Genomic DNA, 25,091 nt, shown 5'->3' with positions numbered 1-25,091 from the left:
AGTGGGCGACGATCATTGCGCGAGCCGAGTTACTCGGCACCGCCCTGCTCTTCGAGCTTGACGCGAAGCGCCTCCGCGGTGCGGACGAACTTCGACGGCAGCGCCTGGAAGAGCGAAGCAGCCTGAGACTGCTTGCCCTTGAAGGCACCGGCCAGCTTGCTGAGCAGAACCTCGCGGGACTCGAGGTCCGCAAGCTTCTTGATCTCATCGGCGGACAGCGCCTTGCCATCAAGGACACCGCCCTTGATGATCAGGTTCGGGTTGTCCTTGGCGAAGTCACGAAGACCCTTCGCCGACTCCACCGGGTCACCGGTGATGAAGGCAACCGCCGTCGGACCAGTGAACTGGTCGTCCAGCGAAGTGATCCCGGCCTCGTTGGCCGCAATCTTGGTCAGCGTGTTCTTCACCACGGCGTACTGGGCGTTCTCACCGAGCGAACGGCGCAGCTCCTTGAGCTGTGCCACGGTGAGACCCCGGTACTCGGTCAGCACGGCGGCGTTCGAGCTGCGGAACTGGTCCGTCAGCTCGGCTACCGCGGCAGCCTTGTCGGGCCTTGCCATGAGCGTCGGCCTCCTTCCGGGTGATGAGGACCGCTCAGAAGGGGCCGGGAAAGACGAAACGCCCCGGCGCAGGCGCCAGGGCGTAGCTCGACCGAACGAATCCGGGAGCTTTCCACAGTCACCTGCGCAGGTCGCCCGTACTCAACGGATCCTTCGGTCACTGTTCCCTCTTGCGAGAGCACAGCAACGACCAGCGGTCTTTGGCTTCTGTAGGAGAGTACGCGACCGGGGTCGCGCCGAGCAAATCCGTCCCGCTCAGGGGCGGCGAGGGAGGTTCAGGACGCGCCCGAACCCGCTGCCTGCTGCTGCTTCAGGAGCTCGGCGAAGTCGACCGTGTCGGCGGCCGGGGGCTGCTCGACCGAGACCTTCGTCCCGTAGTCGCTGTAGTACACCGTGGAATTGAGCTCACCGGTCTTCATCTGGCCGCGCTCGGTCTTCTTGACCAGCAGGTCGTTGTCGTCGACCCAGATGTCGACCGTCTCCGTGGTGATGCCGGCGTCGCTCAGCTGCTTCTTCAGCTGCTCCAGCTGGTCGGCGTCGAGCTCGGAGTTCTTCGCGGTGAGAGCGGCGACGTCGACGGTGCCGGAGTAGTGCGTGGTGGAGACGCCGCGCACATCCTCCTTGCCGACCTTCTTCACGTCGCCGGAGGCCAGCAGCGACTTCACGCCCTGGTCGGGGGTGGTGTTCTGCATCTGCTGCTTCATCGCCTCGCCGGAGGCGCCCGCAATCTTGGCGAGGTCGGCGTAGCCGTAGTTGATCCAGTGCTTGCCGCCGGTCTGCTTCGCGAAGCCGTCGCCCATGTTGACGACGTAGCCGTCCTTGAAGTAGCGGGCCTGCATCGTGCCGGTGCCACCGGTCTGCTTCATGGCGTCCGCCATGCTGCCGCCGGTGTACGTGATCTCCATGGTGCCGGTGAGACCGTCGGTCCAGTCGATGGTGCCGGTCTGCTTCATGGACATGGTGGTGCCCATCTGCGTGGTGCCCTCGACCTTGGCCGAGCTCTCCCCACCGGTCTTCTTCTGTACGTCGAGCAGCGCGGCGATCGGGTCGGCCTTCACGACGCCGCTGCCGTTGCTGTCGCTCTTGCCGCTGTCCGATCCGCTGCAGGCCGCGACCGACGTCAGCGCCGCTGCCGCTGCCACCGACAGACACACGCGTCGCACGGTATTGGTCCTCATGTCAGCTTCCACCCCTCGTTCGGCTCTGTCGGGGCCTCACGCTAACGCACGGGTCCGACACAGCCTCTGGCAATACGGATACAAGGACGGGCCCCGCACCTCGAAAGGTTGCGGGGCCCGTCAATGTCACACGTGACGCGGCTTGCTGCCGAGCGCGAGGGCTCAGACGGCGGCCGGGTCCTCCTCGACGAGGAGGTTACGGGTGCGGTTGGCGTCCAGCGGGATGCCGGGGCCCATCGTGGTGGCCAGGGTGGCCTTCTTGATGTAGCGGCCCTTGGCGGCGGACGGCTTCAGACGGAGGATCTCCTCCAGCGCCGCTGCGTAGTTCTCCACCAGCTTGGTGTCGTCGAACGAGACCTTGCCGATGATGAAGTGCAGGTTCGAGTGCTTGTCGACGCGGAACTCGATCTTGCCGCCCTTGATGTCGTTGACAGCCTTCACGACATCGGGGGTGACGGTGCCGGTCTTCGGGTTCGGCATCAGACCACGCGGACCGAGCACCCGGCCGAGGCGGCCGACCTTGCCCATGAGGTCCGGGGTGGCGACGACGGCGTCGAAGTCCAGACGGCCCTTCGCCACCTCGTCGATGAGCTCGTCGGCGCCGACGATGTCGGCGCCCGCGGCTTCCGCGGCCGCAGCACGGTCACCGGTCGCGAAGACCAGGACCCGGGCGGTCTTGCCGGTGCCGTGCGGGAGGTTCACGGTGCCACGGACCATCTGGTCGGCCTTGCGCGGGTCGACACCCAGGCAGAACGCGACCTCGACGGTGCCGTCGAACTTGGTGGAGGCGGTGTCCTTGGCGAGACGGACGGCTTCGAGCGGCGCGTAGTTGCGCGACCGGTCGACCTTGGCGTCCGCAGCGCGGAGGTTCTTGCTGCGCTTCACTTCTACTCCTGTTGGTTTCAGGGTGTGGAGTCGTGGTGCGGGCCAGCGCTTGGCCCTACCACTGAGGATGTGAGGGGCTGAATCAGCCTTCGACCGTGATGCCCATGGAACGGGCGGTGCCAGCGATGATCTTCGACGCGGCGTCGAGGTCGTTGGCGTTCAGGTCGGGGAGCTTCGTCGTGGCGATCTCACGGACCTGGGCAGCCGTCAGCTTGGCGACCTTGGTCTTGTGCGGCTCGCCGGAGCCCTTCTCCACGCCCGCGGCCTTGAGGATCAGCTTCGCGGCCGGCGGAGTCTTGGTGACGAAGGTGAAGGAACGGTCCTCGTAGACCGTGATCTCCACCGGCACGACCATGCCACGCTGCGACTCGGTCGCGGCGTTGTAGGCCTTGCAGAATTCCATGATGTTGACGCCGTGCTGGCCGAGCGCGGGGCCGACCGGCGGGGCCGGGTTGGCCGCACCAGCGTTGATCTGGAGCTTGATAAGCCCCGTGACCTTCTTCTTCTTGGGAGGCATTGCTCTCTCCGGGTCCTAGTGAGAGTGTTTCGCCGCCGTCCGGATCATCCGGATGGAGGCATACCGCACAACGATAACGGGTATAGCTGCGCGACCAAAAACCGAGCAGGTCAGACGGGCTTCACAGCCGGTCTGACCTGCTCGGTAGGCATGTGTCCAGAAACTGGCGGGAAGCCGCTAGTTCTTCTGGATCTGGTCGAAGCTGAGCTCCACCGGGGTCTCGCGGCCGAAGATCTCGACGAGGCCCTTGACCTTCTTCGAGTCGGCGTTGATCTCGTTGATCGTCGCCTGCAGCGTCGCGAACGGGCCGTCGGTGACGGTGACCGAGTCGCCGACCTCGAAGTCGAGCACCTGGACCTCGACCTTGCGGGCCGGAGCCGGCTTGCCCTCGGCCTCGGCGGCCTCGCGGGCGGCCTTCTCCTCGGCCTCCGGGGCGAGCATCTTGACGATCTCGTCCAGGGTCAGCGGGTACGGGTCGTAGGCGTTGCCCACGAAGCCGGTGACGCCGGGGGTGTTGCGGACGACGCCCCAGGACTCGTTCGTCAGGTCCATGCGCACCAGGACGTAGCCCGGGAGCTTGTTCTGGCGGACGTTCTTGCGCTCGCCGTTCTTGATCTGGACGATCTCTTCCTCGGGCACTTCGGCCTGGTAGATGAAGTCCTCGACATTGAGCGAGACGGCGCGCTGCTCCAGGTTGGCCTTCACGCGCTTCTCGTAACCGGCGTACGTGTGGATGACGTACCACTCGCCGGGAAGGCCGCGCAGCTCGTCGCGCAGGGCCGTGACGGCGTCGACGGGGGCGGCCGGCTCGGCCTCCTCCTCGTCGGCCTCGGCGGGCTCCTCGGCGTCCTCGTCGCTCTCGGGGTCGGGGTCGGCGTCGGCCTCCGCGGCCTCTTCCTCGTCCTCGTCCTCGACGTGCAGGGCGGCCTGCTCGGCGGGCTCACCTGCGGCGTCGTCGGCAGCTTCGGCCTGGTCCGGCTCCTCGGCGTCCGCCGCCTCGACGATGTCGAGCTCGTCCTCGGCGGACTCGAAGGCGCCCGCCGTCGGCTCGACGGCGTCGTTCAGGTTCGGGTCAGACACGGTGGCTGCTTCTTCCTGGATACAAATGGGTGGAACATGCGAAAGGGGCGCCCATGAGGCGCCCTCCGCGGGATCAGCCGAAGACGTACTTGATGACCCGCTGGAATCCGAAGTCAATCACGGTAACCAGACCGATCATGACGACGACGAAGACAATCACCACTGTGGTGTATGTCGTCAGCTGACTACGAGTCGGCCAGACGACCTTGCGCAGCTCGGCGACGATCTGGCGGTAGAACAGCGCGAGGCGGCCCAGAGGGCCCTTCTTTCCGCGCTTGCCGCCCTTCCGGGTCTTCTTCTTCGACTCGGGTACTTCATCCTCGGCATCAGGCATGTCGATGGAGCCCACGGCGTCCGTCACGCTTCTCACCTGATTCCGGGTCATGGCCGTGCCGCGCCCGGTGGAGCCGCACGGCGGTGCATAGAAGTACGTACATGCGCACACATCCTGGCGAAGGAGTGTGTAGCAGGGCCGGAGGGACTTGAACCCCCAACCGCTGGTTTTGGAGACCAGTGCTCTACCAATTGAGCTACGACCCTTTGTGGTTTCCACCAACCTACCGCATCTCCCCGGATGACCCGGGTGCAGGAACAGTGCGGCTGGTGAAGGCCAACGACAGGTGAGTGTACGTGTTCAACGGCCCGGCGTCGAACAGATAGCTCCCGACAACTCCTGGTCGCATGTTGTCCGCATGCTGTCCGAGTCGTGTCCGGTCCCTGAAACCCCTGCGCCGACTGGGATCACGGTCTGGGACCATGGGGGCCATGAGCGCTGCAACTTCCCCCTCCGAGCGCCGGGTCTCCGCCCGCATCGGTGCGATCTCCGAATCCGCCACTCTCGCCGTCGACGCCAAGGCCAAGGCCCTCAAGGCCGCCGGCCGCCCGGTGATCGGTTTCGGCGCCGGTGAGCCCGACTTCCCGACCCCCGGCTACATCGTCGACGCCGCGATCGAGGCCTGCCGCAACCCGAAGTACCACCGCTACACCCCGGCAGGAGGGCTCCCGGAGCTCAAGGCCGCCATTGCGGAGAAGACGCTGCGCGACTCCGGCTACGAGGTCGACGCCTCGCAGATCCTGGTGACCAACGGCGGCAAGCAGGCCATCTACGAGGCGTTCGCCGCGATCCTCGACCCGGGCGACGAGGTCATCGTCCCCGCTCCGTACTGGACCACCTACCCCGAGTCGATCCGGCTGGCCGGCGGTGTCCCGGTGGAGGTCGTGGCCGACGAGACCACCGGCTACCGGGTCTCCGTCGAGCAGCTGGAGGCGGCACGCACCGAGCGCACGAAGGTTGTCCTGTTCGTCTCGCCGTCGAACCCGACCGGCGCCGTGTACAGCGAGGCCGACGCCGAGGCGATCGGCCGCTGGGCCGTCGAGCACGGCCTGTGGGTGCTGACCGACGAGATCTACGAGCACCTGGTCTACGGCGACGCGAAGTTCACCTCGTTGCCCGCGATCGTGCCCGAGCTGCGTGACAAGTGCATCGTGGTCAACGGTGTCGCCAAGACGTACGCGATGACCGGCTGGCGGGTGGGCTGGATCGTCGGCCCGAAGGACGTCGTCAAGGCCGCGACCAACCTCCAGTCGCACGCCACGTCCAACGTCTCCAACGTGGCCCAGGTCGCCGCGCTGGCCGCCGTCTCCGGGAGCCTGGACGCGGTCGCCGAGATGCGTACCGCCTTCGACCGGCGCCGGCAGACCATCGTCCGGATGCTCAACGAGATCGACGGGGTGCTGTGCCCGGAGCCCGAGGGCGCGTTCTACGCGTACCCCTCGGTGAAGGAGCTGCTCGGCAAGGAGATCCGCGGCAAGCGCCCGGCCACCTCGGTCGAGCTGGCGGCCCTGATCCTGGACGAGGCCGAGGTCGCGGTCGTACCGGGCGAGGCCTTCGGTACGCCGGGCTACCTGCGGCTCTCGTACGCCCTGGGCGACGACGACCTCGTCGAGGGCGTCTCGCGGCTCCAGAAGCTGCTGGGCGAGGCCAAGGCGTAGCGCGTCGCGCACATTCGGTGGCGACCCCCGGCTCCGGCCGGGGGTCGCTTCTCTGTTCGGGGGTCAACTCGATGGGGAAAGCGGCTACCGCTCGACCCCACGTGTGCGGCAGGATCTTGGAATGGAGCGTGATGTACGGCTGTTGCCCAAGGCCCACCTGCACCTGCATTTCACCGGGTCGATGCGGCCAACGACCCTGCTCGAACTCGCCGACAAGTACGGCGTGCGGCTGCCGGATGCCCTGACCAGCGGCGAACCGCCCAGGCTGCGGGCCACGGACGAGCGCGGATGGTTCCGCTTCCAGCGGCTCTACGACATCGCCCGGTCCTGCCTCAGGGCCCCCGAGGACATCCAGCGGCTGGTGCGCGAGACGGCCCAGGAGGACGTCGCGGACGGCTCCGGCTGGCTGGAGATCCAGGTCGACCCCACCTCGTACGCCCCGCTGCTCGGCGGGCTGATCCCGGCGATCGAGATCATCCTGGACGCGGTGGACAGCGCGTCGCGCGAGACGGGGCTGCCGATCCGGGTGGTGATCGCGGCGAACCGGATGAAGCATCCGCTGGACGCCCGGACGCTCGCCCGGCTCGCGGTGCGGTACGTGGACCGGGGCGTGGTCGGGTTCGGGCTCTCCAACGACGAGCGCCGCGGGATGGCCCGGGACTTCGACCGGGCCTTCGCCATCGCCCGCGAGGGCGGCCTGCTGGCGGCGCCGCACGGCGGTGAGCTGTCCGGCCCCTCCAGCGTGCGGGACTGCCTGGACGATCTCGACGCGGCCCGGATCGGGCACGGCGTCCGGGCCGCCGAGGACCCGCGGCTGCTGCGCACGCTGGCGGAGCGCCAAGTGACCTGTGAGGTCTGCCCGGCGTCGAACGTGGCGCTGGGCGTCTACGAGAAGCCCGCCGACGTACCCCTGCGCAAACTGTTCGAGGCCGGGGTGCCGATGGCGCTGGGCGCGGACGATCCGCTGCTCTTCGGTTCCCGGCTGGCCGCGCAGTACGACCTCGTGCGGCGCCATCACGCGTTCACGGACGAGGAGCTGGCCGAACTGGCCCGGCAGTCGGTACGGGGCTCCGCCGCGCCGGCCCCGGTGCGGGCGGAGCTCCTGGCGGGCGTCGACGACTGGCTGGCGAAGCCGGCGGGCTAGAGGTCGCTTCCCTCGGCCTGCGGGACAGGTCTACGCCCCGACGCCCCGCATCAGCGTTCTCGCCACGGACGCGGCGAACTCGTCGAGGGGCTGCGGCGGCTCCCCGCCCGCCGTGGCCTCGTAGGCGAACGCCCGCTGCGCGCAGGCTCCCAGCAGCAGCGACGCGGCCGCGTAGGTGTCCGCGTCGGCCCGCACCCGGCCGGCTGCCTGCTCGGAGCGCAGATAGGCGTCCAGGCCGCGGATGGGCATGTGCGGGCCGGTGCCGAGTTCCCTCATCGCCTCGTTGTGGCGTTCCTTGAGCCTGGGCTCGGCGTACAGCGAGGCGGCGATCGGGAAGCTCTGCTCGTAGAAGAGCGCCGCCTGGCGGGCGATCTCGGTGAGGTTCTGCTCGACGGTCCGCTCCCCCGCCCCCGGGGACGCGATGAGCCGCTTCAGCAGCGGGTCGACCTTCGGCAGCCGTTCCTTGAGCACGGCCACGAACAGCTCTTCCTTGCTCGCGAAGTGCTTGTAGAGCGCAGCCTCCGAGCAGCCTGCGGCTCTGGCGATCTCCTTGGTGGTGGCGCGGGCCAGGCCGATGGTGAGCATCAGCTGGTGGGCGGCGTCGATGATGCGGACGCGGGCCGGCTTCTGCTCCATGTGCACTCCAACGAAGCTTGACGAGGTGGTGAGTATTCACTCACTCTACGGGTGAGTGAATACTTACCCACCCTGGGAGGGTGCGCAATGAGGATCACGGTGTTCGGCGCCACGGGCGGCGTCGGTCAGGAGATCGTCCGCCAGGCGGTGGCGGCGGGCCACGAGGTGACGGCGGTGGTCCGCGACCCGGCGCGACTGCCCGTCCCGCTCTCCGACGTACAGGTCCACACGGTCGGGCGCATGGACGAGCCGGAGGCGCTGCGCGAGGCGGTCGCGGGCCGGGACGCGGTGCTCTCCGCGCTCGGCTCGCGCGGCCGGAAGGCGGACGGGGTCGCCGAGCGGCTCACCGGGTCGGTGCTGGCGGCGATGGAGGCGGAGGGAGTGCGGCGGCTGCTGGTGGTCAGCGCGGCCCCGGTCGGCCCGCGACCGGCCGACGACCCGCTGCTGGACCGGCTGGTCCGCAAGGTGGTCGGGGCGATCCTCAAGGAGGTCTACGCGGACCTGACGCAGATGGAGGCCGCGCTGGCCCGGAGCGCGACGGACTGGACGTCCGTACGGCCGCCGAAGCTCACCAACGGGCCGCTGGTGGGGAAGTACCGGACGGCCGTCGGCAGCACCCCGCGCAGCGGGCGGACCATCTCGCGCGCCGATGTGGCGCACGCGATGCTGGCGCTGGTCGACGATCCGGCGTCGGTGAAGCAGGGCGTGGGCGTGGCGTACTGAGCCCGGCGGCCGCAAGAGGCCCTACAGGCTCACGCCGACCGTCACCGGTTCGTTGACGAGCGTGACGCCGAATGCCTCGCGGACCCCGGCGACGACCTCGCGGGCGAGTGCGAGGAGGTCCTCGGTGGTCGCCTCGCCGCGGTTGGTGAGGGCGAGGGTGTGCTTCGTGGAGATACGGGCCGGCCCCGTGCCGTATCCCTTGGTGAAACCGGCCTTGTCGATGAGCCAGGCCGCCGAGGTCTTGACGCGCCCCCCGTCCGCGGGAAAGGCGGGGGGCGTCACCTCGGGGCCGAGCCGGTCCTTGGCGCGGGCGAGGAACGCCTCGTACTCCGCCTCCTCCAGGACCGGGTTGGTGAAGAAGGAGCCCGCCGACCAGGAGTCGTGGTCCTCCGGGTCCAGCACCATGCCCTTGCCCGCGCGGAGCCTGAGCACCGTTTCGCGGGCGGCCGCCGCGGGGACGCGCTCGCCCTGTTCGACGCCCATGGTGCGGGCCGTCTCGGCGTACCTCAGCGGCGCGGACAGACCGCCCGCGTCCTCCAGCTCGAAGCGGACACGCAGCACCACGAAACGGTCGGGGTCGGCCTTGAAGCGACTGTGCCGGTACGAGAACGCGCAGTCGGCGTTCGGGATGGTGACCGTTTCCTCGGTGTGCCGGTCGTAGGCGACGACCTCCGTGATGGTGGCGGAGACCTCCTGGCCGTACGCGCCGACGTTCTGGATCGGCGTCGCACCCGCGGAGCCCGGGATTCCGGCCAGGCACTCGATGCCCGCGAGGCCGGCTTCGACGGTGCGGGCCACGGCGTCCGTCCAGATCTCACCGGCGGCGAGTTCCAGCGTCGTGCCGTCCAGCACGAAGCCCTTGGTCGCGATGCGCAGGGCGGTTCCCTCGAAGCCCTTGTCGCCGATGACCAGGTTGCTGCCGCCGCCGATGACGAGGAGCGGGGTGCCGCTCCCGTCGGCCTCGCGCACGGCTTCGATCACCTCGGCGTCGGTCGTCGCCGTGAGGAGCCGGGAGGCGGGGCCGCCCAGCCGGAAGGTGGTCAGGGGGGCGAGGGGGGCGTCATGGAGTTCCTGCACGGGGACAAGGGTACGGTCCGTGCCCCCACCGCTCGGGCGGGGCACGGACCGTACGCACGGAACCGCGGTTCAGACGGCGACGGGAGCGCGCTTCCCGGCAGTCGCGGGCTCCGGGGCCGGGGTACTGCGGCGGCCCGGGATCAGCAGGGCGGCGAGGGCGGCCAGAGCCACCACCGAGGCACCGATCCACACCGCCGGAACGGTCCCGTCCGTGAAGGACCGCGCGGAGTCGTAGCCGCCCTGCGAGGAGAAGACCGTGGCGAGCACGGCGACCCCGAGTGCTCCGCCGACCTCGCGCAGGGCGTTGTTGGCGCCGGAGGCGATGCCCTGCTCCGCGGGGCGGACGCTGGACATCACGAGACTGGCGGCGGGTGCGAAGTACAGGGCCATACCGACCCCGCCGACGATCAGGGCGGGCAGCTGCGAGGCGTACGAGGCATCGGGCGCGATGGTCATCGCGAAGAGCGCGAGGCCGACCGCCTGGAGGACGAGTCCGGCCACGACCACCGGGCGGCCGCCGAACCGGTCGGAGAGTATCCCCGCGACGGGGGCGACCAGCATCGGCATCCCGGTCCAGGGCAGCATCCGCAGGCCGGCCTCGGTGGGCGAGTACCCCAGCACGCCCTGGAAGTACTGGCTGAGCAGGAAGATCGCCCCGAACATGCCCAGGAACATCAGCATGCTCGCCATGTTGATCCCGAAGAACGCGCGGTCGCGGAAGAGCCGCATGGGCAGCATGGGGCGCTTCGCACGGAAACCGTGGCGGATGAAGCCCGCGACGAGCGCGGCGCCCACGATCAGCGCGGTGAGGACGGTGGGGCTGGTCCAGCCCTCGGAGTTGGCGCTGACCAGGCCGTAGACGATGCCGAACAGCCCGCCGCTGACCAGGAGCGTGCCGGGTATGTCCAGCCGTGCGTCCGGCGCGTACGACTCGGTCAGGCGCAGCCGTGCCAGCGGCAGCAGGGCCAGTCCGACCGGGACGTTCAGCCAGAAGATCCACTGCCAGGACAGGTGCTCGGTGAGGCTGCCGCCGATCAGGGGTCCGCTGGCCACGGCCAGTCCGGTGACGGCGCCGAAGACGCCGAGCGCGGCGCCTCGGCGGGCGGGCGGCACGGCGGCCGTGAGCAGGGTGAGCGTCAGCGGCATCATGATCGCGGCGCCCACGCCCTGGACCGCCCGGAAGGCGATCAGCTCGTTGATCCCGGGTGAGAGGGCGGCCGCGGCGGAGGCGCCGGTGAAGACGGTGAGCCCGGCGAGGAACAGCCGGCGGCGGCCGAACCTGTCACCGAGGGCCGCCCCGAGCATCAGCAGGACGGCGAAGGTGAGGGTGTAGGCGTTCACCGTCCATTCCAGCTCGGCCAGCTCGCCACCGAGGCTCTTGCGGATGGAGGGCAGGGCGGTGGTGACGACGAGGTTGTCGAGGGCCGCCATGAATCCGGCGACGCTGGTGATGACGAGGGCCCAGACCGCTCCTGAGCGGCCCGTTGTGTGCTGGTTCACTGCTCCCCCTGGGGGTTAGTCAATGACTAACTTCTCTGGGCAGAAAACCGGGCGGAACCCGGGTCACACACCGGGCGGAACCCGGGTCGCACTGTTCAGGCGATCGGCCTGGCCTCGTCGTAGAACCCCGACCAGACCCGGTGCCCGGCCGGGAAGCCGAGCGAGGCCAACGTATTGATGAGCATGCCGAACGCCCAGAACGTCGTCGTTTCCTTGACGTCGGCGCCCAGGGCGAGATGGACGTCGTCCCACATCTTCAGCCAGGCGGCACGCACCGCATCACCGAGTTCGTGGCCCCCGGACGCCTCGGCACTCGCGACGGCCGCATAGGTCTGCATCTGCATCTGGAGCTTGTCGGGGTCGTCGACGATGAGCCGCTGGTACGCGACAGCCATCGCCTTCACCGCCTCGTCGCCCTCGAGCCCCTCGGCGGCCTCGGCGAAGACCTTGCGGGTGTCCGCGAGGCACCGCTCGACGGCCGCGAGGAACATGGCCTGCTTGTTGGGGAAGAGACGGAAGAGGTACGGCTGCGAGACACCCACACGCTTGGCGATCGCCTCGGTGGAGGTGGCGCTGTACCCGCCGCGGGCGAACTCGGTGATCGCCGCCAGGATGACGCTCTCGCGCCGTTCATCTGCACTCATCCTCGCCATGCAAGAAAGTTAGTACTCAATCACTAACCTGGTCAAGCGGTATGCCCCGACACAGGTGAGGGGCACGGCCCCGCGGACCGTGCCCCTCACTTGTGTCGCGCGATACGGCCTCAGCCGAGTCGCACCACGGCGCGGGACATGCCCAGCACCTTCTTGCCCTCGCTCATGGCCGTCAGATCCACCCGCACCTGCTTGTCGTCCAGCAGGGCGGCCACCTTGGCACTGACCTCGATCAGGGCGCCCTTGTCGTCGTTCGGCACGACGACCGGCTTGGTGAACCGCACCCCGTACTCGACGACCGCACCCGGGTCGCCGGCCCAGTCCGTGACCACCCGGATCGCCTCGGCCATGGTGAACATGCCGTGCGCGATCACATCCGGCAGTCCGACCTCACGGGCGAACTTCTCGTTCCAGTGGATCGGGTTGAAGTCGCCGGAGGCGCCCGCGTACTGCACCAGCGTGGCCCGGGTAACCGGGAAGGACTGCGCCGGCAGCTCCGTACCGACCTCGACCGACTCGTATGCGACCTTCGCCGTCATCACGCCTCCTCGGCAGCGCGCGCCACCAGCTTCGTCCACGCGGTCACCACGTGCTCGCCGGACTCGTCGTGGACCTCGCCACGGACGTCCAGGATGTCGTTGCCCGCCAAGGACTTGATGGCCTCGATCGTCGAGGTGACCGTCAGCCGGTCCCCCGCCCGCACGGGACGCACATAGGCGAACTTCTGGTCACCGTGCACCACCCGGCTGTAGTCCAGGCCCAGCTGCGGGTCGTGGATCACCTGTCCGGCTGCCTTGAACGTGATGGAGAAGACGAATGTCGGCGGTGCGATCACATCGCTGTGGCCGAGCGCCTTGGCAGCCTCGGGGTCGACGTACGCCGGATTCGCGTCGCCCACCGCCTCGGCGAACTCGCGGATCTTCTCCCGGCCGACCTCGTACGGCGGGGTGGGCGGATAGGTCCGCCCCACGAAGGACTGGTCGAGCGCCATGAGCTCGCTACCTCCTGATGAAAGATGAACAGGCCGAAGAACAGTCTTCATACAACGACACGAGGCCGCCCCCAATGGGGACGGCCTCGTGTACGAGCCTGTTTTTAGCGCGTTTCGCGGTGCGCAGTGTGCGAGTTGCAGCGCGGGCAGTGCTTCTTCATCTCAAGACGGTCCGGGTTGTTACGCCGGTTCTTCTTGGTGATGTAGTTCCGCTCCTTGCACTCCACGCAGGCCAGCGTGATCTTCGGGCGGACGTCGGTGGCAGCCACGTGAGTGCTCCTTGGACGGACGGATGGACGGATGAACGCAAAAAAGAGTAGCCGATCGAAGGACCGACCCCACAATCGGCTACCGTAAGTAGCGGTGACCGGACTTGAACCGGTGACACAGCGATTATGAGCCGCTTGCTCTACCGACTGAGCTACACCGCTTTGATGACGAGCCCCCCCGCCGAAGCGGGGTTTCCCGATCACCAGAGCCCCAATGCGGAATCGAACCGCAGACCTTCTCCTTACCATGGAGACGCTCTACCGACTGAGCTATTGGGGCGAGCGATGAAGACATTACACGGTCTGTCGCCGATCGCCCAAATCCGTTTCGGGGCCCCATCCGGCGCCCTTGATCGACGCCCCGCCGATACCGTGATCGACAGCCTCGGAAACCGCCCGCCGGCCGCCTGAGCAGCGCCTCAGCCTCCCCTCGGGGCACCTCCGCCACGGTCGTACACCCGCACCCCACGCTCCCCCGGGGCCACACCGGTACGACTATTTCGCTCCTACTCGAACCGGACCGAACACGCCCCTAGGCTCGACTCACTCTGCGTGATCTTGTCCCCATTCCCAGGAGCGCGATGCCCGACAGCCAGCCGTGGCAGCCGGACGACCACGCCGCCGACGCGGCCGATGCGACCGGCAGCCCCGACACCGTCACCCCGGCCGGGACCGGACTGGTGCTCTGCGGCGCCCGTCTCACCGACGGCCGCGTCGTGGACGTACGGCTCGGCGGCGGCCGCATCGAGGCCGTCGGTACGGCGGGCAGCCTGACCGCATCCGGTCCGCGGCTGGACCTGCGCGGCTATCTGCTGCTCCCCGCCCCCGCCGAACCCCACGCCCACAGCGACACCGCGCTCACCGCCGACGGCGCGGGCCCCGGCATCCCGGGACCGGTGTCGCACCGCCCGGAGGACATCCGGCGCCGCGCCACCGAGGCCGCCCTGCTGCAGCTCGGTCACGGCGCCACGGCGCTGCGCTCGCACGTGCGGATCGGGGACGTCCAGGGCCTCGCCCCGCTCGAAGCCGTGCTGCAGGCATGCCGTTCGCTGCGCGGACTGGCCGACCTGACACCGGTCGCCGTGCCCCGGCTGCTCACCGGCGTCGCGGGCGCCGGCAACCTGGCCATGCTGCGCGACGCGGTGAAGATGGGGGCCGGTGCGGTCGGCGGCTGCCCTGACCTCGATCCGGACCCGGCGGGGTACGCGGAAGCCGTCCTGGAGGTCGCCGCCGAGCAGGGCTGCCCCGTCGATCTGCACACGGACAGCGACGATCCGGCCCGGCTCGGCCGGCTGGCCGCCATGGCCGGAGGGCTGCGGCCCGGCGTCTCGCTCGGCCCGTGCGCCGGCCTCGCCCGGCTCCCCGCGCAGGCCGCGGCCCGCGCCGCCGACCAGCTGGCCGCGGCCGGGGTGACGGTGGTCTGCCTCCCCCAGGGCGGCTGCTGCGGCGTGGAGGGCCGGGGCACCGCCCCCGTACGGCTGCTACGGGCGGCCGGGGTGCGGGTCACGGCGGGCAGCGGGGCGCTGCGGGACATCGCGAACCCCGTGGGCCGCGGTGATCCTCTGGAGGCCGCCTACCTGCTGGCCTCGCAGCACGGACTGCCGGCCGAGGAGGCGTACGAGGCGGTGTCCTCGGTCGCCAGGACGGCGATGGGGCTGCCCGGGGTCAGGGTCGAGGCGGGCTTCCCGGCCGAGCTGCTCGCCGTGCGCGGGGAGCAGCTCCCGGGCGTGCTCTCGCTGGCCTACAGCCGGATCGTGGTGCATCGCGGCCGGGTGGTGGCGCGGACGAGCGCGGTGCGCCGGTACTGCGACTCCGAGACCGTCGTCGCCCTCGATCTGCCCCGCCAGGGGAGACCGGATTCCGGTCCTTGCGGCGGGCCCTGAGCGCGGCGGGCCGCCGCGGCGTACGGTCGTGAGCATGCGCATTGTCATCGCAGGTGGACATGGTCAGATCGCGCTGCGGCTGGAGCGGTTGCTCGCCGCGCGCGGGGACGAAGCCGTGGGCGTCATCCGCAATCCGGACCAGGGCGAGGACCTCCGGGCGGCGGGTGCCGAGCCGGTCGTCCTGGATCTCGAATCCGCCTCCGTGGATGAGGTGGCTCAGGTGCTGCACGGCGCCGACGCGGTGGTCTTCGCGGCCGGTGCGGGCCCGGACAGCGGCTCGGCACGCAAGGACACGGTGGACCGCGGGGCGGCGGTGCTGTTCGCCGACGCCGCCGAGCGGGCGGGCGTACGGCGCTACGTCGTGGTCTCGTCGATGGGCGCCGATCCCGACCACCCGGGCGACGAGGTCTTCGACGCGTATCTGCGGGCCAAGGGTGCGGCGGACGCGTACGTGCGCTCCAGGACCGCACTCGACTGGACGATCCTGCGCCCCGGCATGCTGACGAACGACGCGGGCACGGGGGCGGTCCTGCTGACCGCGTCGACCGGCCGCGGGCCGGTGCCGCGCGACGACGTGGCGGCGGCGCTGCTGGAGCTGCTGGAAACCCCGGCGACGGCGGGGCTGACGCTGGAGCTCATCTCGGGGAACGTGCCGGTGTCGGTCGCGGTGAAGGACATCGCGGGGAACTGACCCGGCGGCAGGCCTCCGTGCCGGGCCTCGGGGCTCAGGTGCGCGGTGCCGGGCGGACGGTGACGCCGTGCCGCTCCAGCAGCGCCGCGGTGACACCGTCGCCCTCGCGGAGCTCGCCCGTGAACGTACCGTCGTAGACCGTTCCGTGCCCGCAGGAAGGGCTGCGCGCCATCAGCAGCGCCTCGGTGCACCCGGTGCGGCGCGCGGCCTCCAGCGCCCGTTCTGCGCCGTCCACGAACTCCTCCGTCACGTCGTGCCCGGTGTCGTCGACGACCCGGGCGCGGCCGTCCAGCACGTCATGGCCGTCGCCGCCGACGATCTCGGCGGGGCGGCGCGGGGTGGGCAGTCCGGCGGAGACCTCGGGGCAGAAGGCCACGGGGCGGCGGTGGCCGATGGCCTCGGCCACTGCGGCGGAGGCCTTGCCGCGGCCGTCGAAGCGGCAGGGCACACCGTGCAGACAGGCGCTGACCAGTACGGATTCCATGTTCACGGCCCCTCGCAGCAGAAAACTCGCAGCAGAAAACAAAGAAGGCCCCTGTCTGAGACAGGGGCCTTACCATGTGGCGGCGCCAGGGTTCGAACCTGGGTAGGCTGAGCCGGCAGATTTACAGTCTGCTCCCTTTGGCCACTCGGGCACACCGCCAGGGATTGCTGCCGTGAGAACCGCTTTTCGGCGGCGCTCCGTGGCAACGACGTAAACGATACCCGATGCCCGGGGGTGCTTCGCCACCGGATTGATCAGCGGCCCGACCGGGCGCGGGTGGCTAGGCTTTGATCGGCGCCGCGGGGCCGACAGGCCCGCTGCCGCCCTTATGCACCGCGTTTCCGATCCCCCGATACAAGGAGCCACACGTCATGGCCGACTCCAGTTTCGACATCGTCTCGAAGGTCGAGCGGCAGGAGGTCGACAACGCCCTCAACCAGGCCGCCAAGGAAATCTCGCAGCGTTACGACTTCAAGGGCACCGGCGCCTCGATCTCCTGGTCCGGCGAGAAGATCCTGATGGAGGCGAACGGCGAGGAGCGGGTCAAGGCGATCCTCGACATCTTCCAGTCCAAGCTGATCAAGCGCGGCATCTCGCTGAAGTCGCTGGACGCGGGCGAGCCGCAGCTGTCCGGCAAGGAGTACAAGATCTTCGCCACGATCGAGGAGGGCATCTCCCAGGAGAACGCCAAGAAGGTGGCGAAGATCATTCGCGACGAGGGCCCGAAGGGCGTCAAGGCGCAGGTCCAGGGCGACGAGCTGCGGGTCAGCTCGAAGAGCCGGGACGACCTGCAGGCCGTGCAGGCGCTGCTGAAGGGCCAGGACTTCGATTTCGCCGTGCAGTTCGTGAACTACCGGTAGGTCCCGCCCTTCACCGGAGTGCGGAGCGGGAGGTACCGCTCCGCACCCGGGGTGCGATGTCCGAAAACCGCCGGTCGCGACGGCGCGGGGAACGCAGACTTGTCCATGTCGGGCGACGATCCGGTCGAATCCCGGCATGACGTGCAGGAAAGGGACGAGTCATGACCATGTACGCAACGGTCGACAGCCCGCTGGGTGAACTGCTGCTGGTCGGCGAGGAGACCACCGACGGGGTGGCGCTCGCCTCGCTCTCACTGCCCGGTCAGAAGGGCGCCGCGGTCGTCCGGGAAGGGTGGGTCCACGCACCGGAGGCCTTCGCGGGGATCGCCGCTCAGCTGCGGGAGTACTTCGCGGGGCGGCTGACCCGCTTCGACATCGTGTACGCGGACGGCGTGGGCACCGACTTCCAGCGCCGGGTGTGGGCCGCCCTGGACACCGTCCCGTACGGGGAGACCGTGTCGTACGGACAGATCGCCGAACGCGTCGGTACTCCGGGGGCGGGGGTCCGGGCCGTGGGGACGGCGATCGGGCGCAATCCGCTGCTGGTCGTGCGGCCGTGCCATCGGGTGATCGGCGCGGACGGGGCGCTGCGGGGTTACGCGGGCGGCCTGGAGCGCAAGGAGCGGCTCCTGGGGCTGGAAGGCGCCCTGGCGGTGCGTTGAGATGTCCGGGCTCTTCCCGAGGCCTCGTACGGTCGTCGCGCCGGGGGCCGTGCATGTGCCCGAGTGGCTGCCGCCGGAACGCCGTCGGGAGTTGGTGGCGGCCTGCCGGGAATGGGCGCGCGGGCCCGTGCCGCTGCGGCACACGGTTCTGCCGGGCGGCGGGGTGATGTCCGTGCAGACGGTCTGTGTGGGGTGGCACTGGCAGCCGTACCGGTATACGCGCACGGCCGACGATGTGAACGGCGCGCGGGTGGCGGAATTCCCCGACTGGCTGGCCGAGTTGGGGCGCGAGGCGCTGACTGCGGCGTACGGCGACGAGTGCCCGGTACGGACGTACGCGCCGGACACCGCGCTCATCAACTTCTACGACGGAGCGGCGCGGATGGGCATGCACCAGGACAAGGAGGAGCGGTCCGACGCTCCGGTGGTGTCGCTCAGCATCGGCGACACCTGTGTCTTCCGCTTCGGGAACACGGAGAACCGCGGAAAGCCCTACACCGACGTGGAGTTGGCCTCCGGCGATCTGTTCGTCTTCGGCGGCCCGTCACGTTTCGCGTTCCACGGCGTACCGAAGGTCTGCCCCGGGACCGCCGATCCCGCGGCGGGGATGAGCCGTGGCCGGCTCAATCTGACCCTGCGTGAGACCGGGTTGGGCGCCTTCGGCACCGCCGGGGGTCAGCGTCGTTCGCGGGAGTTCCCGAACAGCAGCCGGTAGGCGATCAGCAGGACCAGCGAACCGCCGATGGCGGCGACCCAAGTGGCCATGTCGAAGAAGTCGTTGGAAATGGGGCGGTCGAGGAAGCGCGACGATATCCAGCCACCGAGAAAGGCGCCGACGACCCCGATGAGGGTGGTGCCGACCAGGCCGCCCGGGTCACGCCCCGGGAGCAGGACCTTGGCGATGACTCCGGCCACCAGCCCGAGAATGATCCATCCGATAATGCTCATGCGTGCGAACCTACCCGTCACTCGTTCCTGGAATCCAAGACGTTCGTGCCGGTGGAACGGTTGCCGGTGCGCTCCGTGAACGGGCCGTGCCCCGGCCGCCCATGGCTCATGTACGGGCGCTGAACTCCGGCCAGGGCACCAGATCGGCCGCATCGTCCTCGGACTCCTCGGAGTACCACGCGGTGCCGTCCAGCCAGCTGCCGAGCCACTGGGCGAGGTCGGGCCGGTCCACGTACCAGGCGTGCTCCGGCTCGTCGGCGTTCGGCTCGAAGAGCAGCACCGTGGTGCGTTCGCTGCGGCAGTCCACGCAGGAGTACATCCCGCAGCCCAGGCTGCATATCGGCAGCACGCCCTCCGGCCACGGCCATCCGCCCTCCTCGGTCGCGTCCCGGCGGTGGGCGAGGTACTGCGTGACGGCGGACTCCTCCCCGTCCGGCGCCCGGTCGCCGATCAGCGGCATCAGGCCGTACTCCGGGCCGAAGCCGCCGTTGGCGATCCGGGTGTACAGGGCGGTGAGCAGCGGCGGCAGGGTGAAGCCGAGGGCGGCTTCGGCGCGCACGACGTCCTCGGCGGACAGGGGCGCCGGGAGGGGGTATTTCTCCCAGCGCGGGGTGGTGCGGGCGGTCTTCTCGGCGGCTGCGAGCAACTGCTCGGTGTCGTTCATGCGTTCATGGTGAATGACGGCACTGACAATCGGGCGGGGCGGTGGGGCTGCGGGGCTGCGGAGGCCGTGAGGCCGTGGGGCGGTGGGGCAGTCACTCCACGAGCCCGCTCCGGTTACTCCTGTCCGTGACCGGGGCTGATACTGACCATGCAGAGCGATGACGGGCAACACCCTCGGAAGGCGAGTGACCATGAAGCTCATACAGCTGATCCTGAACATCCTGTGGGTGGTGCTCTGCGGGTTCTGGATGGCCCTCGGCTACCTCGTCGCCGCGATCATCTGCTTCGTGCTGATCGTGACGATTCCGTTCGGCATCGCATCCCTGAGAATCGCCGGTTACGTGCTGTGGCCGTTCGGGCGGACGACCGTGGAACGGCCCGACGCGGGTGCGCCGTCCTGCGTCGGCAATGTGATCTGGCTCGTCTTCGCCGGGTGGTGGCTCGCGCTGGGGCACCTGATCACCAGCATCCCGCTGTTCGTGTCGATCATCGGCATCCCCTTCGGCTGGGCGAACCTGAAGATGATCCCCATCTCGCTCATGCCGCTGGGCCGTGAGGTGGTCCCGAGCGACGAAGCCTTCGGAGCCCGCTAGGCCCCGAGGCGCACGCGAGCGGCCCCGGACCAGGAGTCCGGGGCCGCTCGCGTGCGCCTCAGCGGGTGTCGGTGAGGGGCTTTCGTTTGGATCAGGCCGGATCAGGGAGCGGGGTCCGGCGCTGTGCATCGCAAGGCGGAGGAGGGAGTCGGATGGGGTCTCCCCTGCTCGAGCGGAGCCGAGAGCTTGGGGAAGGAGCGTCGTCGACCGACGACAACGCGGCGAGGCGCGGTGCCGGGGCACGCGAGCCCGGCCTGATCCAAACGAAAGCCCCGAGGGGCTTCAGGGGCGCGGGCCCGCCATCTGCTCCAGTCGGGCGATGCGCTCCGCCATGGGCGGATGCGTCGAGAACAGCTTGGACATGCCCTGGCCGGGGCGGAACGGATTCGCGATCATCATGTGGCTCGCGGTCTCGATCCTCGGCTCCGGGGGCAGCGGGAGCTGTTTCGTTCCTGCGTCGAGCTTGCGCAGGGCACTGGCCAGAGCCAGCGGGTCGCCGGTCAGCTGGGCGCCGGAGGCGTCCGCCTCGTACTCGCGGGAGCGGCTGACGGCCAGCTGGATCACGGAGGCCGCGACAGGGCCGAGGATCATGATCATCAGCATTCCGAGGATCCCCGGTCCGTCGTCGTCGTTGGACCGGCCCACCGGGATCAGCCAGGCGAAGTTGACCAGGAACATGACGACGGAGGCGAGTGCTCCGGCGACGGACGAGATCAGGATGTCGCGGTTGTAGACATGGCTCAGCTCGTGGCCCAGTACGCCGCGCAGCTCCCGCTCGTCCAGGATTCGTAGGATGCCTTCGGTGCAGCAGACCGCGGCGTTGCGCGGATTTCGGCCGGTGGCGAAGGCGTTGGGAGCCTGCGTCGGGGAGATGTAGAGCCGGGGCATGGGCTGCCGGGCGGCGGTGGAGAGCTCGCGGACCATGCGGTAGAGCTGTGGTGCCTCGAACTCGCTGACGGGGCGGGCCCGCATGGCCCTGAGCGCCAGCTTGTCGCTGTTCCAGTACGCGTAGGCGTTGGTGCCGACGGCTACGAGGAGCGCGACGATCAGGCCCGTACGTCCGAAGAAGCTTCCGATGACGATGATGAGTGCGGACAGGCCCCCGAGGAGTACGGCGGTTCTCAGCCCGTTGTGCCGGCGGTGCACGGTACGCCCTCCAAGTGGTGCGGCAGGGGAACCCATTGCTTGGTGGTCTCCACTCCCCCAGTGGAGCCTCCCGTACAGGTCAACGCCAGGCGAGAGGAGCTAGTTCCCTTGTGCGCGCCGCCGCAGGGCAGGGCCTGTCCGGCCCTTGCGGCCGGATCAGGCCCTGGGCCGTGCGGGTCAGTGGCTGTGCGTGTGCCGGTCCGGTGCCCGGTGGCTCAGCGCTGGGCGGGGAGGCCGGCGACCGCGAGGGCCTCGGGGTCCGGCTTGATCTCGCTGGTGCAGTGGGCGCAGCGGGAGGCGATGGCCGGGATCTCGGTGTAGCAGCGGGGGCAGTCGCGCGTGGCGGCCTTGATGTCGAGCTTCTCCGCCTTGGCGAAGCGGCTCTGGACCTTCGCCATGGGAACGACGACGCAGAAGTAGAGGACGGCGGCGGTGATCAGGAACGCGATGGCGGCGGCGAGGAACTTCCCGTACGGGAAGATGGCGCCGTCGACCGTGAACTGCGCCGAGCTGAAGTCGCCGACGGAACCGGTGGCGAGGCCGATCAGCGGGGTGATGAAGGCCGTGCTGAATCCGGTGACGACGGCGGTGAACGCTGCTCCGACGGCCAGCCCGATGGCCATGGAGATGACGTTTCCGCGCAGGATGAAGTCCTTGAACCCGTTCAGCACTGCTCTTGCTCCTCTGGAATGCGTACGTGTGGGGGGTGTGCGGGCAAGACCTTGCCTTGTACGTACCGTTCCGGGCAAACCGATCTTCGGTATGTCAGAAGAGATTGACGGCGGCGAACCTGAGGACCGTCTGCGGAGCGCCTGAGAGCGCTACGCCGACCACGGCGGTGAGCGCGATGGCGACGGTGAGGGAGGCCGGAACTCCGTGCCTGGTGGGGGCGCGTACGGCGTCCTCCGCCGGGGTCTCTTCGCGGACCGCCGTCGCCGGGGTTCCCTCCGGGGCCTCCGCCGGGGCGCGGAAGAGCGTCGCGGTCCACTGGAGGTAGTAGTAGAGCGCGATCACGACATTGACGGCCATGACGACGGCGAGCCAGCCGAGTCCGGCGTCGACGGCCGCGGAGAAGACCGTGACCTTGGCGAAGAGGCCGATGATGCCGGGCGGCAGGCCGGCCAGGCAGAGCAGGAAGAAGGCCATCGCCAGGGCGGCGAGGGGGCGGGTGGCGTACAGCCCGCGGTAGTCCGTGATCCGGTTGCCGGGGCTGGTCCGGGCGACCAGGGCGGCGACCGCGAAGGCCCCGAGGTTCACGACGGCGTACATGAGGGCGTACGCGACGGTGGAGCCGATGTGCTCGTCGCTGGTGTACGCGGCGGCGGCAATCGGCACCAGCAGGTAGCCGGCCTGGGCGACGGACGACCAGGCGAGCAGGCGTACGGCGCTGCGTGCCCGGTCGGCGTTCTGGCGCAGTGCGGCGACGTTGCCGATCGTCATGGTGAGCGCGGCGAGGACGGCGAGGGCCGGTCCCCAGACGTCGGCGTACGCCGGGAACGCGATCACGGTGACGAGGATGAGGCCGGAGAAGCCGACCGCCTTGCCGACGACCGAGAGGTAGGCGGCGATCGGCAGGGGGGCGCCGATGTAGGTGTCGGGAACCCAGAAGTGGAAGGGCGCGGCGGCCGTCTTGAACGCGAAGCCGACGAGGGTGAGGGCGACGCCCGCCTTGGCGAGGGTGTCGAACTGGCCGGGTACGTCGTCGAGCCGGGCGGCGATCTCGGTGAGGTGCAGGGTGCCGGTGGTCGCGTACACGAAGCTGACGCCGAGCAGCATGACGGCGGTCGCGACGACGGAGGAGAGGAAGAACTTCAGGGCCGCCTCGGAGGACCGCCGGTCGCCGCGCTTGATGCCGACGAGCGCGAAGGCGGGCAGCGAGGCGACTTCCAGGGCGACGACGAGGGTGGCGAGGTCGCGGGCGGCGGGCAGGAGCGCGGCGCCGGACGCGGAGGACAGCAGCAGGAACCAGAACTCGCCGGCGGGGAGCTTGCGGGTGTCGCCGAGCGAGAGCAGGGCGGTGAGCAGGGCGCCGCCGAGCACGAGGGCCTGGATGACCAGGGCGAAGTGGTCGGCGGTGTAGCTGCAGGCGCCGGGGCCGGATCCGGTGGCGGCCGCGGTGAGGCAGAAGGTGGAACGGTCGCCGTCGCGCAGCGGGACGAGGAGGGCCAGGGCGGCGACGAGTCCGGCGATGGTCAGCGCGCCGAGGAGCGGCTTGCGGTGCTCGGGGAGGAAGAGGTCGGTGACCAGGACGATCAGGGCCATGGCCGCGACGACGACCGGGGGTGCGATCGCGAGCCAGTCGACGGACTGGATGAGGCTGGTGGTGCTCTCGGCCGCGGTGGTGACGAGGTCCGGGGTGGCGACGCCCCGGGTGACGACGGCTGGGGTCACGACTTGCCTCCTGCGAGGAGCTTCTGCACGGCCGGGTCGGTGAGGCCGAGGAGGGCCGCGGGCCACAGACCGGCGAGGACGGTGAGCGCGACGAGCGGGGTCCAGGCGGCGAACTCGTACGTCTGGACATCGGCGAGCTGCGGCTCTTCGCGCTTCTCGCCCATGCAGACCCGGCGTACGACCATGAGCATGTACGCGGCGGTGAGCAGGGTGCCGAACGCGGCGATCGACATGAAGGTGAGGAAGGCGGGCCGGCTGAGGCCGTCGGCGGGGTCGAAGGAGCCGAACAGGGCGAGCATCTCGCCCCAGAATCCGGCGAGGCCCGGCAGGCCCAGGGAGGCGACGGCGGCGAAGGCGAGGAGGCCGCCGAGGCGGGGTGCCCGGCCGTAGAGCGCGGCCCCGGTCGCCCCGGAGAGGGTGTCGAGGTCGGCGGTGCCGTACCGGTCCTTGACTGCTCCGACCAGGAAGAACAGCAGCCCGGTGATGAGGCCGTGGGCGATGTTGGCGAAGAGCGCGCCGTTGACCCCGGTGGGCGTCATGCTCGCGATGCCGAGGAGCACGAAGCCCATGTGGCCGACGGAGGAGTACGCGATCAGGCGCTTGAGGTCGCCCTTGGAGCCGGGGCGGACCAGCGCCAGGCAGGCCAGCGATCCGTAGATGATGCCGACGACCGCGAAGGCGGCGAGGTAGGGCGCGAAGGTGTGCATCCCGTCGGGAGTGATGGGGAGCAGGATGCGGACGAATCCGTACGTGCCCATCTTCAGCAGGACGCCCGCGAGCAGGACCGAGCCGACGGTCGGGGCGGCGGTGTGGGCGTCCGGCAGCCAGCTGTGCAGCGGCCACATCGGTGTCTTCACGGCGAGTCCGATGCCGATCGCCAGAACGGCGATGACCTGCACGGACGAGGTGAGCCCACGGCCGTTGTCAGTGGCGAGTGCCACCATGTCGAAGGTGCCGCTCTTCAGCCCGATGAGGAGCAGGCCCAGCAGCATGACCACCGAGCCGAGCAGTGTGTAGAGGATGAACTTCCAGGCGGCGGCCTGCCTCTGCGCACCGCCCCAGCGGGCGATGAGGAAGTACATCGGGATGAGCACCATCTCGAACGCCAGGAAGAACAGCAGCAGGTCGAGGACGGCGAAGGTCGCGAGGGTGCCGGACTCCAGGACGAGCAGGAGGGCGACGAAAGCCTTCGGGGAGGGGCCCGCGGGCAGCTTGAAGTAGCTGTAGAGCGCGCAGAGGAAGGTCAGCAGCGCGGTCAGTACGAGAAGGGGGAGCGAGATGCCGTCGATGCCGAGATGGATGCGGACGTCGAGCGCCGGGATCCAGCTGATGTCGGTGGTGGCCTGCATCTTCGACGGGTGGTCGTGGTCGAAGCCCGCAGCGAGGACGATCGCGGCGACGAGGATCGCGCCGGTGACGGTCACGCCGTGGCGGAGCACGGCTTGGTCGGGGCTGGTTCCCTTCAGTCCCGGCGGGGCCGGGAACAGGGCGGCCACGGCGCCGATGAGCGGGATGACGACGATGAACGCGAGAAGGAACTGCATCACGGATTCACTGATATCGAT

29 protein-coding genes and 4 tRNA genes are annotated in these 25,091 nt (G+C 69.6%); 9 read left to right on the top strand and 24 right to left on the bottom strand.

What is annotated here, in order from left to right:
* Window positions 1-29: 29 nt before the first annotated feature.
* The 7 genes from rplJ to OG978_RS24130 all read right to left on the bottom strand — a co-directional run bounded on the left by rplJ (window position 30) and on the right by OG978_RS24130 (window position 4,760).
* Complete coding sequence (gene rplJ / locus OG978_RS24160) at window positions 30-560, bottom strand: 50S ribosomal protein L10 (RefSeq protein WP_326767208.1); 531 nt, start codon at window positions 558-560, stop codon at window positions 30-32.
* Between the two features lie 275 nt (window positions 561-835).
* Window positions 836-1,738, bottom strand: coding sequence for a hypothetical protein (locus tag OG978_RS24155; protein WP_326767207.1), 903 nt, complete (start codon window positions 1,736-1,738; stop codon window positions 836-838).
* A 162-nt stretch (window positions 1,739-1,900) separates the two neighbouring features.
* Window positions 1,901-2,623, bottom strand: coding sequence for a 50S ribosomal protein L1 (gene rplA / locus OG978_RS24150; RefSeq protein ID WP_326767206.1), 723 nt, complete (start codon window positions 2,621-2,623; stop codon window positions 1,901-1,903).
* Window positions 2,624-2,705: 82 nt separating this feature from the next.
* Entirely contained in the window at window positions 2,706-3,140 is a 435-nt protein-coding gene (gene rplK, locus OG978_RS24145; protein ID WP_006126872.1) for a 50S ribosomal protein L11, read from the bottom strand.
* 177 nt (window positions 3,141-3,317) lie between these two features.
* A complete protein-coding gene (nusG, locus tag OG978_RS24140) occupies window positions 3,318-4,220 on the bottom strand; it encodes a transcription termination/antitermination protein NusG (RefSeq protein WP_326767205.1) in 903 nt (300 codons plus the stop codon).
* Window positions 4,221-4,293: 73 nt separating this feature from the next.
* Complete coding sequence (gene secE / locus OG978_RS24135) at window positions 4,294-4,581, bottom strand: preprotein translocase subunit SecE (RefSeq protein ID WP_093540775.1); 288 nt, start codon at window positions 4,579-4,581, stop codon at window positions 4,294-4,296.
* Window positions 4,582-4,687: 106 nt separating this feature from the next.
* Window positions 4,688-4,760 (bottom strand) — tRNA-Trp (locus OG978_RS24130).
* Window positions 4,761-4,985: 225 nt separating this feature from the next.
* Between OG978_RS24130 and OG978_RS24125 the strand changes: the two genes are divergently transcribed.
* Both OG978_RS24125 and OG978_RS24120 read left to right on the top strand, forming a co-directional pair.
* The gene (locus tag OG978_RS24125; protein WP_326767204.1) at window positions 4,986-6,212 is read left to right on the top strand and encodes a pyridoxal phosphate-dependent aminotransferase; all 1,227 of its coding nucleotides are present in this window, start codon (window positions 4,986-4,988) and stop codon (window positions 6,210-6,212) included.
* A gap of 121 nt (window positions 6,213-6,333) precedes the next feature.
* Entirely contained in the window at window positions 6,334-7,356 is a 1,023-nt protein-coding gene (locus OG978_RS24120; RefSeq protein ID WP_326767203.1) for an adenosine deaminase, read from the top strand.
* 30 nt (window positions 7,357-7,386) lie between these two features.
* Here the strand turns inward: OG978_RS24120 and OG978_RS24115 are convergent, their stop codons facing one another.
* The gene (locus OG978_RS24115; RefSeq protein WP_326767202.1) at window positions 7,387-7,992 is read right to left on the bottom strand and encodes a TetR/AcrR family transcriptional regulator; all 606 of its coding nucleotides are present in this window, start codon (window positions 7,990-7,992) and stop codon (window positions 7,387-7,389) included.
* An 87-nt stretch (window positions 7,993-8,079) separates the two neighbouring features.
* Between OG978_RS24115 and OG978_RS24110 the strand changes: the two genes are divergently transcribed.
* Window positions 8,080-8,715 carry an NAD(P)-dependent oxidoreductase gene (locus OG978_RS24110; RefSeq protein ID WP_326767201.1) on the top strand — a complete coding sequence of 212 codons (636 nt, stop codon included), beginning with the start codon at window positions 8,080-8,082 and terminating at the stop codon, window positions 8,713-8,715.
* Window positions 8,716-8,736: 21 nt separating this feature from the next.
* On the opposite strand, the gene OG978_RS24105 is transcribed toward OG978_RS24110, so the two are convergent.
* The 8 genes from OG978_RS24105 to OG978_RS24070 all read right to left on the bottom strand — a co-directional run bounded on the left by OG978_RS24105 (window position 8,737) and on the right by OG978_RS24070 (window position 13,485).
* On the bottom strand, window positions 8,737-9,792 hold the full coding sequence (locus tag OG978_RS24105; protein WP_326767200.1) for a UDP-N-acetylmuramate dehydrogenase: 1,056 nt from the start codon (window positions 9,790-9,792) through the stop codon (window positions 8,737-8,739).
* Between the two features lie 69 nt (window positions 9,793-9,861).
* On the bottom strand, window positions 9,862-11,292 hold the full coding sequence (locus tag OG978_RS24100; RefSeq protein ID WP_326767199.1) for a DHA2 family efflux MFS transporter permease subunit: 1,431 nt from the start codon (window positions 11,290-11,292) through the stop codon (window positions 9,862-9,864).
* A gap of 95 nt (window positions 11,293-11,387) precedes the next feature.
* A complete protein-coding gene (locus OG978_RS24095) occupies window positions 11,388-11,936 on the bottom strand; it encodes a TetR/AcrR family transcriptional regulator (protein ID WP_326767198.1) in 549 nt (182 codons plus the stop codon).
* Between the two features lie 119 nt (window positions 11,937-12,055).
* A complete protein-coding gene (locus OG978_RS24090; protein ID WP_326767197.1) occupies window positions 12,056-12,484 on the bottom strand; it encodes a MaoC family dehydratase in 429 nt (142 codons plus the stop codon).
* Window positions 12,484-12,936, bottom strand: coding sequence for a MaoC family dehydratase N-terminal domain-containing protein (locus OG978_RS24085; RefSeq protein ID WP_326767196.1), 453 nt, complete (start codon window positions 12,934-12,936; stop codon window positions 12,484-12,486). The genes OG978_RS24090 and OG978_RS24085 overlap by 1 nt, the downstream gene beginning before the upstream one ends.
* A 104-nt stretch (window positions 12,937-13,040) precedes the next feature.
* Entirely contained in the window at window positions 13,041-13,205 is a 165-nt protein-coding gene (rpmG, locus tag OG978_RS24080) for a 50S ribosomal protein L33 (RefSeq protein WP_003956487.1), read from the bottom strand.
* An 89-nt stretch (window positions 13,206-13,294) separates the two neighbouring features.
* Window positions 13,295-13,367: transfer RNA gene (locus OG978_RS24075), tRNA-Met, on the bottom strand.
* Window positions 13,368-13,412: 45 nt separating this feature from the next.
* Window positions 13,413-13,485: transfer RNA gene (locus OG978_RS24070), tRNA-Thr, on the bottom strand.
* A 301-nt stretch (window positions 13,486-13,786) separates the two neighbouring features.
* Between OG978_RS24070 and OG978_RS24065 the strand changes: the two genes are divergently transcribed.
* Together OG978_RS24065 and OG978_RS24060 are read left to right on the top strand one after the other, a co-directional pair.
* Window positions 13,787-15,088, top strand: coding sequence for an amidohydrolase family protein (locus tag OG978_RS24065; RefSeq protein WP_326767195.1), 1,302 nt, complete (start codon window positions 13,787-13,789; stop codon window positions 15,086-15,088).
* Between the two features lie 34 nt (window positions 15,089-15,122).
* Window positions 15,123-15,779, top strand: a complete 657-nt coding sequence (locus OG978_RS24060; protein WP_326767194.1) for an SDR family oxidoreductase — start codon at window positions 15,123-15,125, stop codon at window positions 15,777-15,779.
* A 34-nt stretch (window positions 15,780-15,813) separates the two neighbouring features.
* Here OG978_RS24060 and OG978_RS24055 read toward each other — a convergent pair whose 3' ends face one another.
* Together OG978_RS24055 and OG978_RS24050 are read right to left on the bottom strand one after the other, a co-directional pair.
* Entirely contained in the window at window positions 15,814-16,263 is a 450-nt protein-coding gene (locus OG978_RS24055) for a DUF523 domain-containing protein (protein WP_326767193.1), read from the bottom strand.
* 77 nt (window positions 16,264-16,340) lie between these two features.
* Window positions 16,341-16,422: transfer RNA gene (locus OG978_RS24050), tRNA-Tyr, on the bottom strand.
* A gap of 212 nt (window positions 16,423-16,634) precedes the next feature.
* Between OG978_RS24050 and OG978_RS24045 the strand changes: the two genes are divergently transcribed.
* The 3 genes from OG978_RS24045 to OG978_RS24035 all read left to right on the top strand — a co-directional run bounded on the left by OG978_RS24045 (window position 16,635) and on the right by OG978_RS24035 (window position 18,500).
* Window positions 16,635-17,123, top strand: a complete 489-nt coding sequence (locus OG978_RS24045; protein WP_030926258.1) for a YajQ family cyclic di-GMP-binding protein — start codon at window positions 16,635-16,637, stop codon at window positions 17,121-17,123.
* Between the two features lie 161 nt (window positions 17,124-17,284).
* Entirely contained in the window at window positions 17,285-17,785 is a 501-nt protein-coding gene (locus OG978_RS24040; protein ID WP_326767192.1) for a methylated-DNA--[protein]-cysteine S-methyltransferase, read from the top strand.
* 1 nt (window position 17,786) lies between these two features.
* Window positions 17,787-18,500 (top strand): alpha-ketoglutarate-dependent dioxygenase AlkB family protein, encoded by a 714-nt coding sequence (locus OG978_RS24035; RefSeq protein WP_326767191.1) that lies wholly within the window; start codon window positions 17,787-17,789, stop codon window positions 18,498-18,500.
* Here the strand turns inward: OG978_RS24035 and OG978_RS24030 are convergent.
* Window positions 18,461-18,733 (bottom strand): GlsB/YeaQ/YmgE family stress response membrane protein, encoded by a 273-nt coding sequence (locus tag OG978_RS24030; RefSeq protein ID WP_326767190.1) that lies wholly within the window; start codon window positions 18,731-18,733, stop codon window positions 18,461-18,463. The genes OG978_RS24035 and OG978_RS24030 overlap by 40 nt on opposite strands.
* 106 nt (window positions 18,734-18,839) lie before the next feature.
* Complete coding sequence (locus tag OG978_RS24025; protein WP_326767189.1) at window positions 18,840-19,397, bottom strand: SMI1/KNR4 family protein; 558 nt, start codon at window positions 19,395-19,397, stop codon at window positions 18,840-18,842.
* A 190-nt stretch (window positions 19,398-19,587) separates the two neighbouring features.
* Here OG978_RS24025 and OG978_RS24020 point away from each other — a divergent pair, with 190 nt between their 5' ends.
* Window positions 19,588-19,989 (top strand): YccF domain-containing protein, encoded by a 402-nt coding sequence (locus OG978_RS24020; RefSeq protein WP_266415560.1) that lies wholly within the window; start codon window positions 19,588-19,590, stop codon window positions 19,987-19,989.
* A gap of 282 nt (window positions 19,990-20,271) precedes the next feature.
* Here OG978_RS24020 and htpX read toward each other — a convergent pair whose 3' ends face one another.
* From htpX to OG978_RS24000, 4 genes are all read right to left on the bottom strand, one after another.
* Window positions 20,272-21,135, bottom strand: a complete 864-nt coding sequence (gene htpX, locus OG978_RS24015) for a zinc metalloprotease HtpX (RefSeq protein WP_326767188.1) — start codon at window positions 21,133-21,135, stop codon at window positions 20,272-20,274.
* Between the two features lie 215 nt (window positions 21,136-21,350).
* Window positions 21,351-21,806, bottom strand: coding sequence for a large conductance mechanosensitive channel protein MscL (gene mscL / locus OG978_RS24010; protein WP_326767187.1), 456 nt, complete (start codon window positions 21,804-21,806; stop codon window positions 21,351-21,353).
* A 94-nt stretch (window positions 21,807-21,900) separates the two neighbouring features.
* Window positions 21,901-23,526, bottom strand: a complete 1,626-nt coding sequence (locus OG978_RS24005) for an NADH-quinone oxidoreductase subunit N (protein WP_442817742.1) — start codon at window positions 23,524-23,526, stop codon at window positions 21,901-21,903.
* Window positions 23,523-25,070, bottom strand: a complete 1,548-nt coding sequence (locus tag OG978_RS24000; RefSeq protein WP_326767186.1) for a complex I subunit 4 family protein — start codon at window positions 25,068-25,070, stop codon at window positions 23,523-23,525. Before OG978_RS24000 ends, OG978_RS24005 begins: the two co-directional genes overlap by 4 nt.
* Window positions 25,071-25,091 lie beyond the last annotated feature (21 nt).

Source organism: Streptomyces sp. NBC_01591 (assembly GCF_035918155.1).
GTDB lineage: Bacteria > Actinomycetota > Actinomycetes > Streptomycetales > Streptomycetaceae > Streptomyces.
The sequence above is the reverse complement of the archived record's forward strand: the minus strand, read 5'-3'. Positions and strand labels throughout refer to the sequence as shown.

Coding starts and splice junctions, on each gene's coding strand:
- rplJ (WP_326767208.1), bottom strand. CDS start 560: ATGGCAAGGCCCGACAAGGCTGCCGCGGTAGCCGAGCTGACGGACCAG.
- OG978_RS24155 (WP_326767207.1), bottom strand. CDS start 1,738: ATGAGGACCAATACCGTGCGACGCGTGTGTCTGTCGGTGGCAGCGGCA.
- rplK (WP_006126872.1), bottom strand. CDS start 3,140: ATGCCTCCCAAGAAGAAGAAGGTCACGGGGCTTATCAAGCTCCAGATC.
- OG978_RS24125 (WP_326767204.1), top strand. CDS start 4,986: ATGAGCGCTGCAACTTCCCCCTCCGAGCGCCGGGTCTCCGCCCGCATC.
- OG978_RS24120 (WP_326767203.1), top strand. CDS start 6,334: ATGGAGCGTGATGTACGGCTGTTGCCCAAGGCCCACCTGCACCTGCAT.
- OG978_RS24115 (WP_326767202.1), bottom strand. CDS start 7,992: ATGGAGCAGAAGCCGGCCCGCGTCCGCATCATCGACGCCGCCCACCAG.
- OG978_RS24110 (WP_326767201.1), top strand. CDS start 8,080: ATGAGGATCACGGTGTTCGGCGCCACGGGCGGCGTCGGTCAGGAGATC.
- OG978_RS24095 (WP_326767198.1), bottom strand. CDS start 11,936: ATGAGTGCAGATGAACGGCGCGAGAGCGTCATCCTGGCGGCGATCACC.
- OG978_RS24090 (WP_326767197.1), bottom strand. CDS start 12,484: ATGACGGCGAAGGTCGCATACGAGTCGGTCGAGGTCGGTACGGAGCTG.
- OG978_RS24085 (WP_326767196.1), bottom strand. CDS start 12,936: ATGGCGCTCGACCAGTCCTTCGTGGGGCGGACCTATCCGCCCACCCCG.
- OG978_RS24065 (WP_326767195.1), top strand. CDS start 13,787: ATGCCCGACAGCCAGCCGTGGCAGCCGGACGACCACGCCGCCGACGCG.
- OG978_RS24060 (WP_326767194.1), top strand. CDS start 15,123: ATGCGCATTGTCATCGCAGGTGGACATGGTCAGATCGCGCTGCGGCTG.
- OG978_RS24055 (WP_326767193.1), bottom strand. CDS start 16,263: ATGGAATCCGTACTGGTCAGCGCCTGTCTGCACGGTGTGCCCTGCCGC.
- OG978_RS24045 (WP_030926258.1), top strand. CDS start 16,635: ATGGCCGACTCCAGTTTCGACATCGTCTCGAAGGTCGAGCGGCAGGAG.
- OG978_RS24040 (WP_326767192.1), top strand. CDS start 17,285: ATGACCATGTACGCAACGGTCGACAGCCCGCTGGGTGAACTGCTGCTG.
- OG978_RS24035 (WP_326767191.1), top strand. CDS start 17,787: ATGTCCGGGCTCTTCCCGAGGCCTCGTACGGTCGTCGCGCCGGGGGCC.
- OG978_RS24030 (WP_326767190.1), bottom strand. CDS start 18,733: ATGAGCATTATCGGATGGATCATTCTCGGGCTGGTGGCCGGAGTCATC.
- OG978_RS24025 (WP_326767189.1), bottom strand. CDS start 19,397: ATGAACGACACCGAGCAGTTGCTCGCAGCCGCCGAGAAGACCGCCCGC.
- OG978_RS24020 (WP_266415560.1), top strand. CDS start 19,588: ATGAAGCTCATACAGCTGATCCTGAACATCCTGTGGGTGGTGCTCTGC.
- OG978_RS24000 (WP_326767186.1), bottom strand. CDS start 25,070: ATGCAGTTCCTTCTCGCGTTCATCGTCGTCATCCCGCTCATCGGCGCC.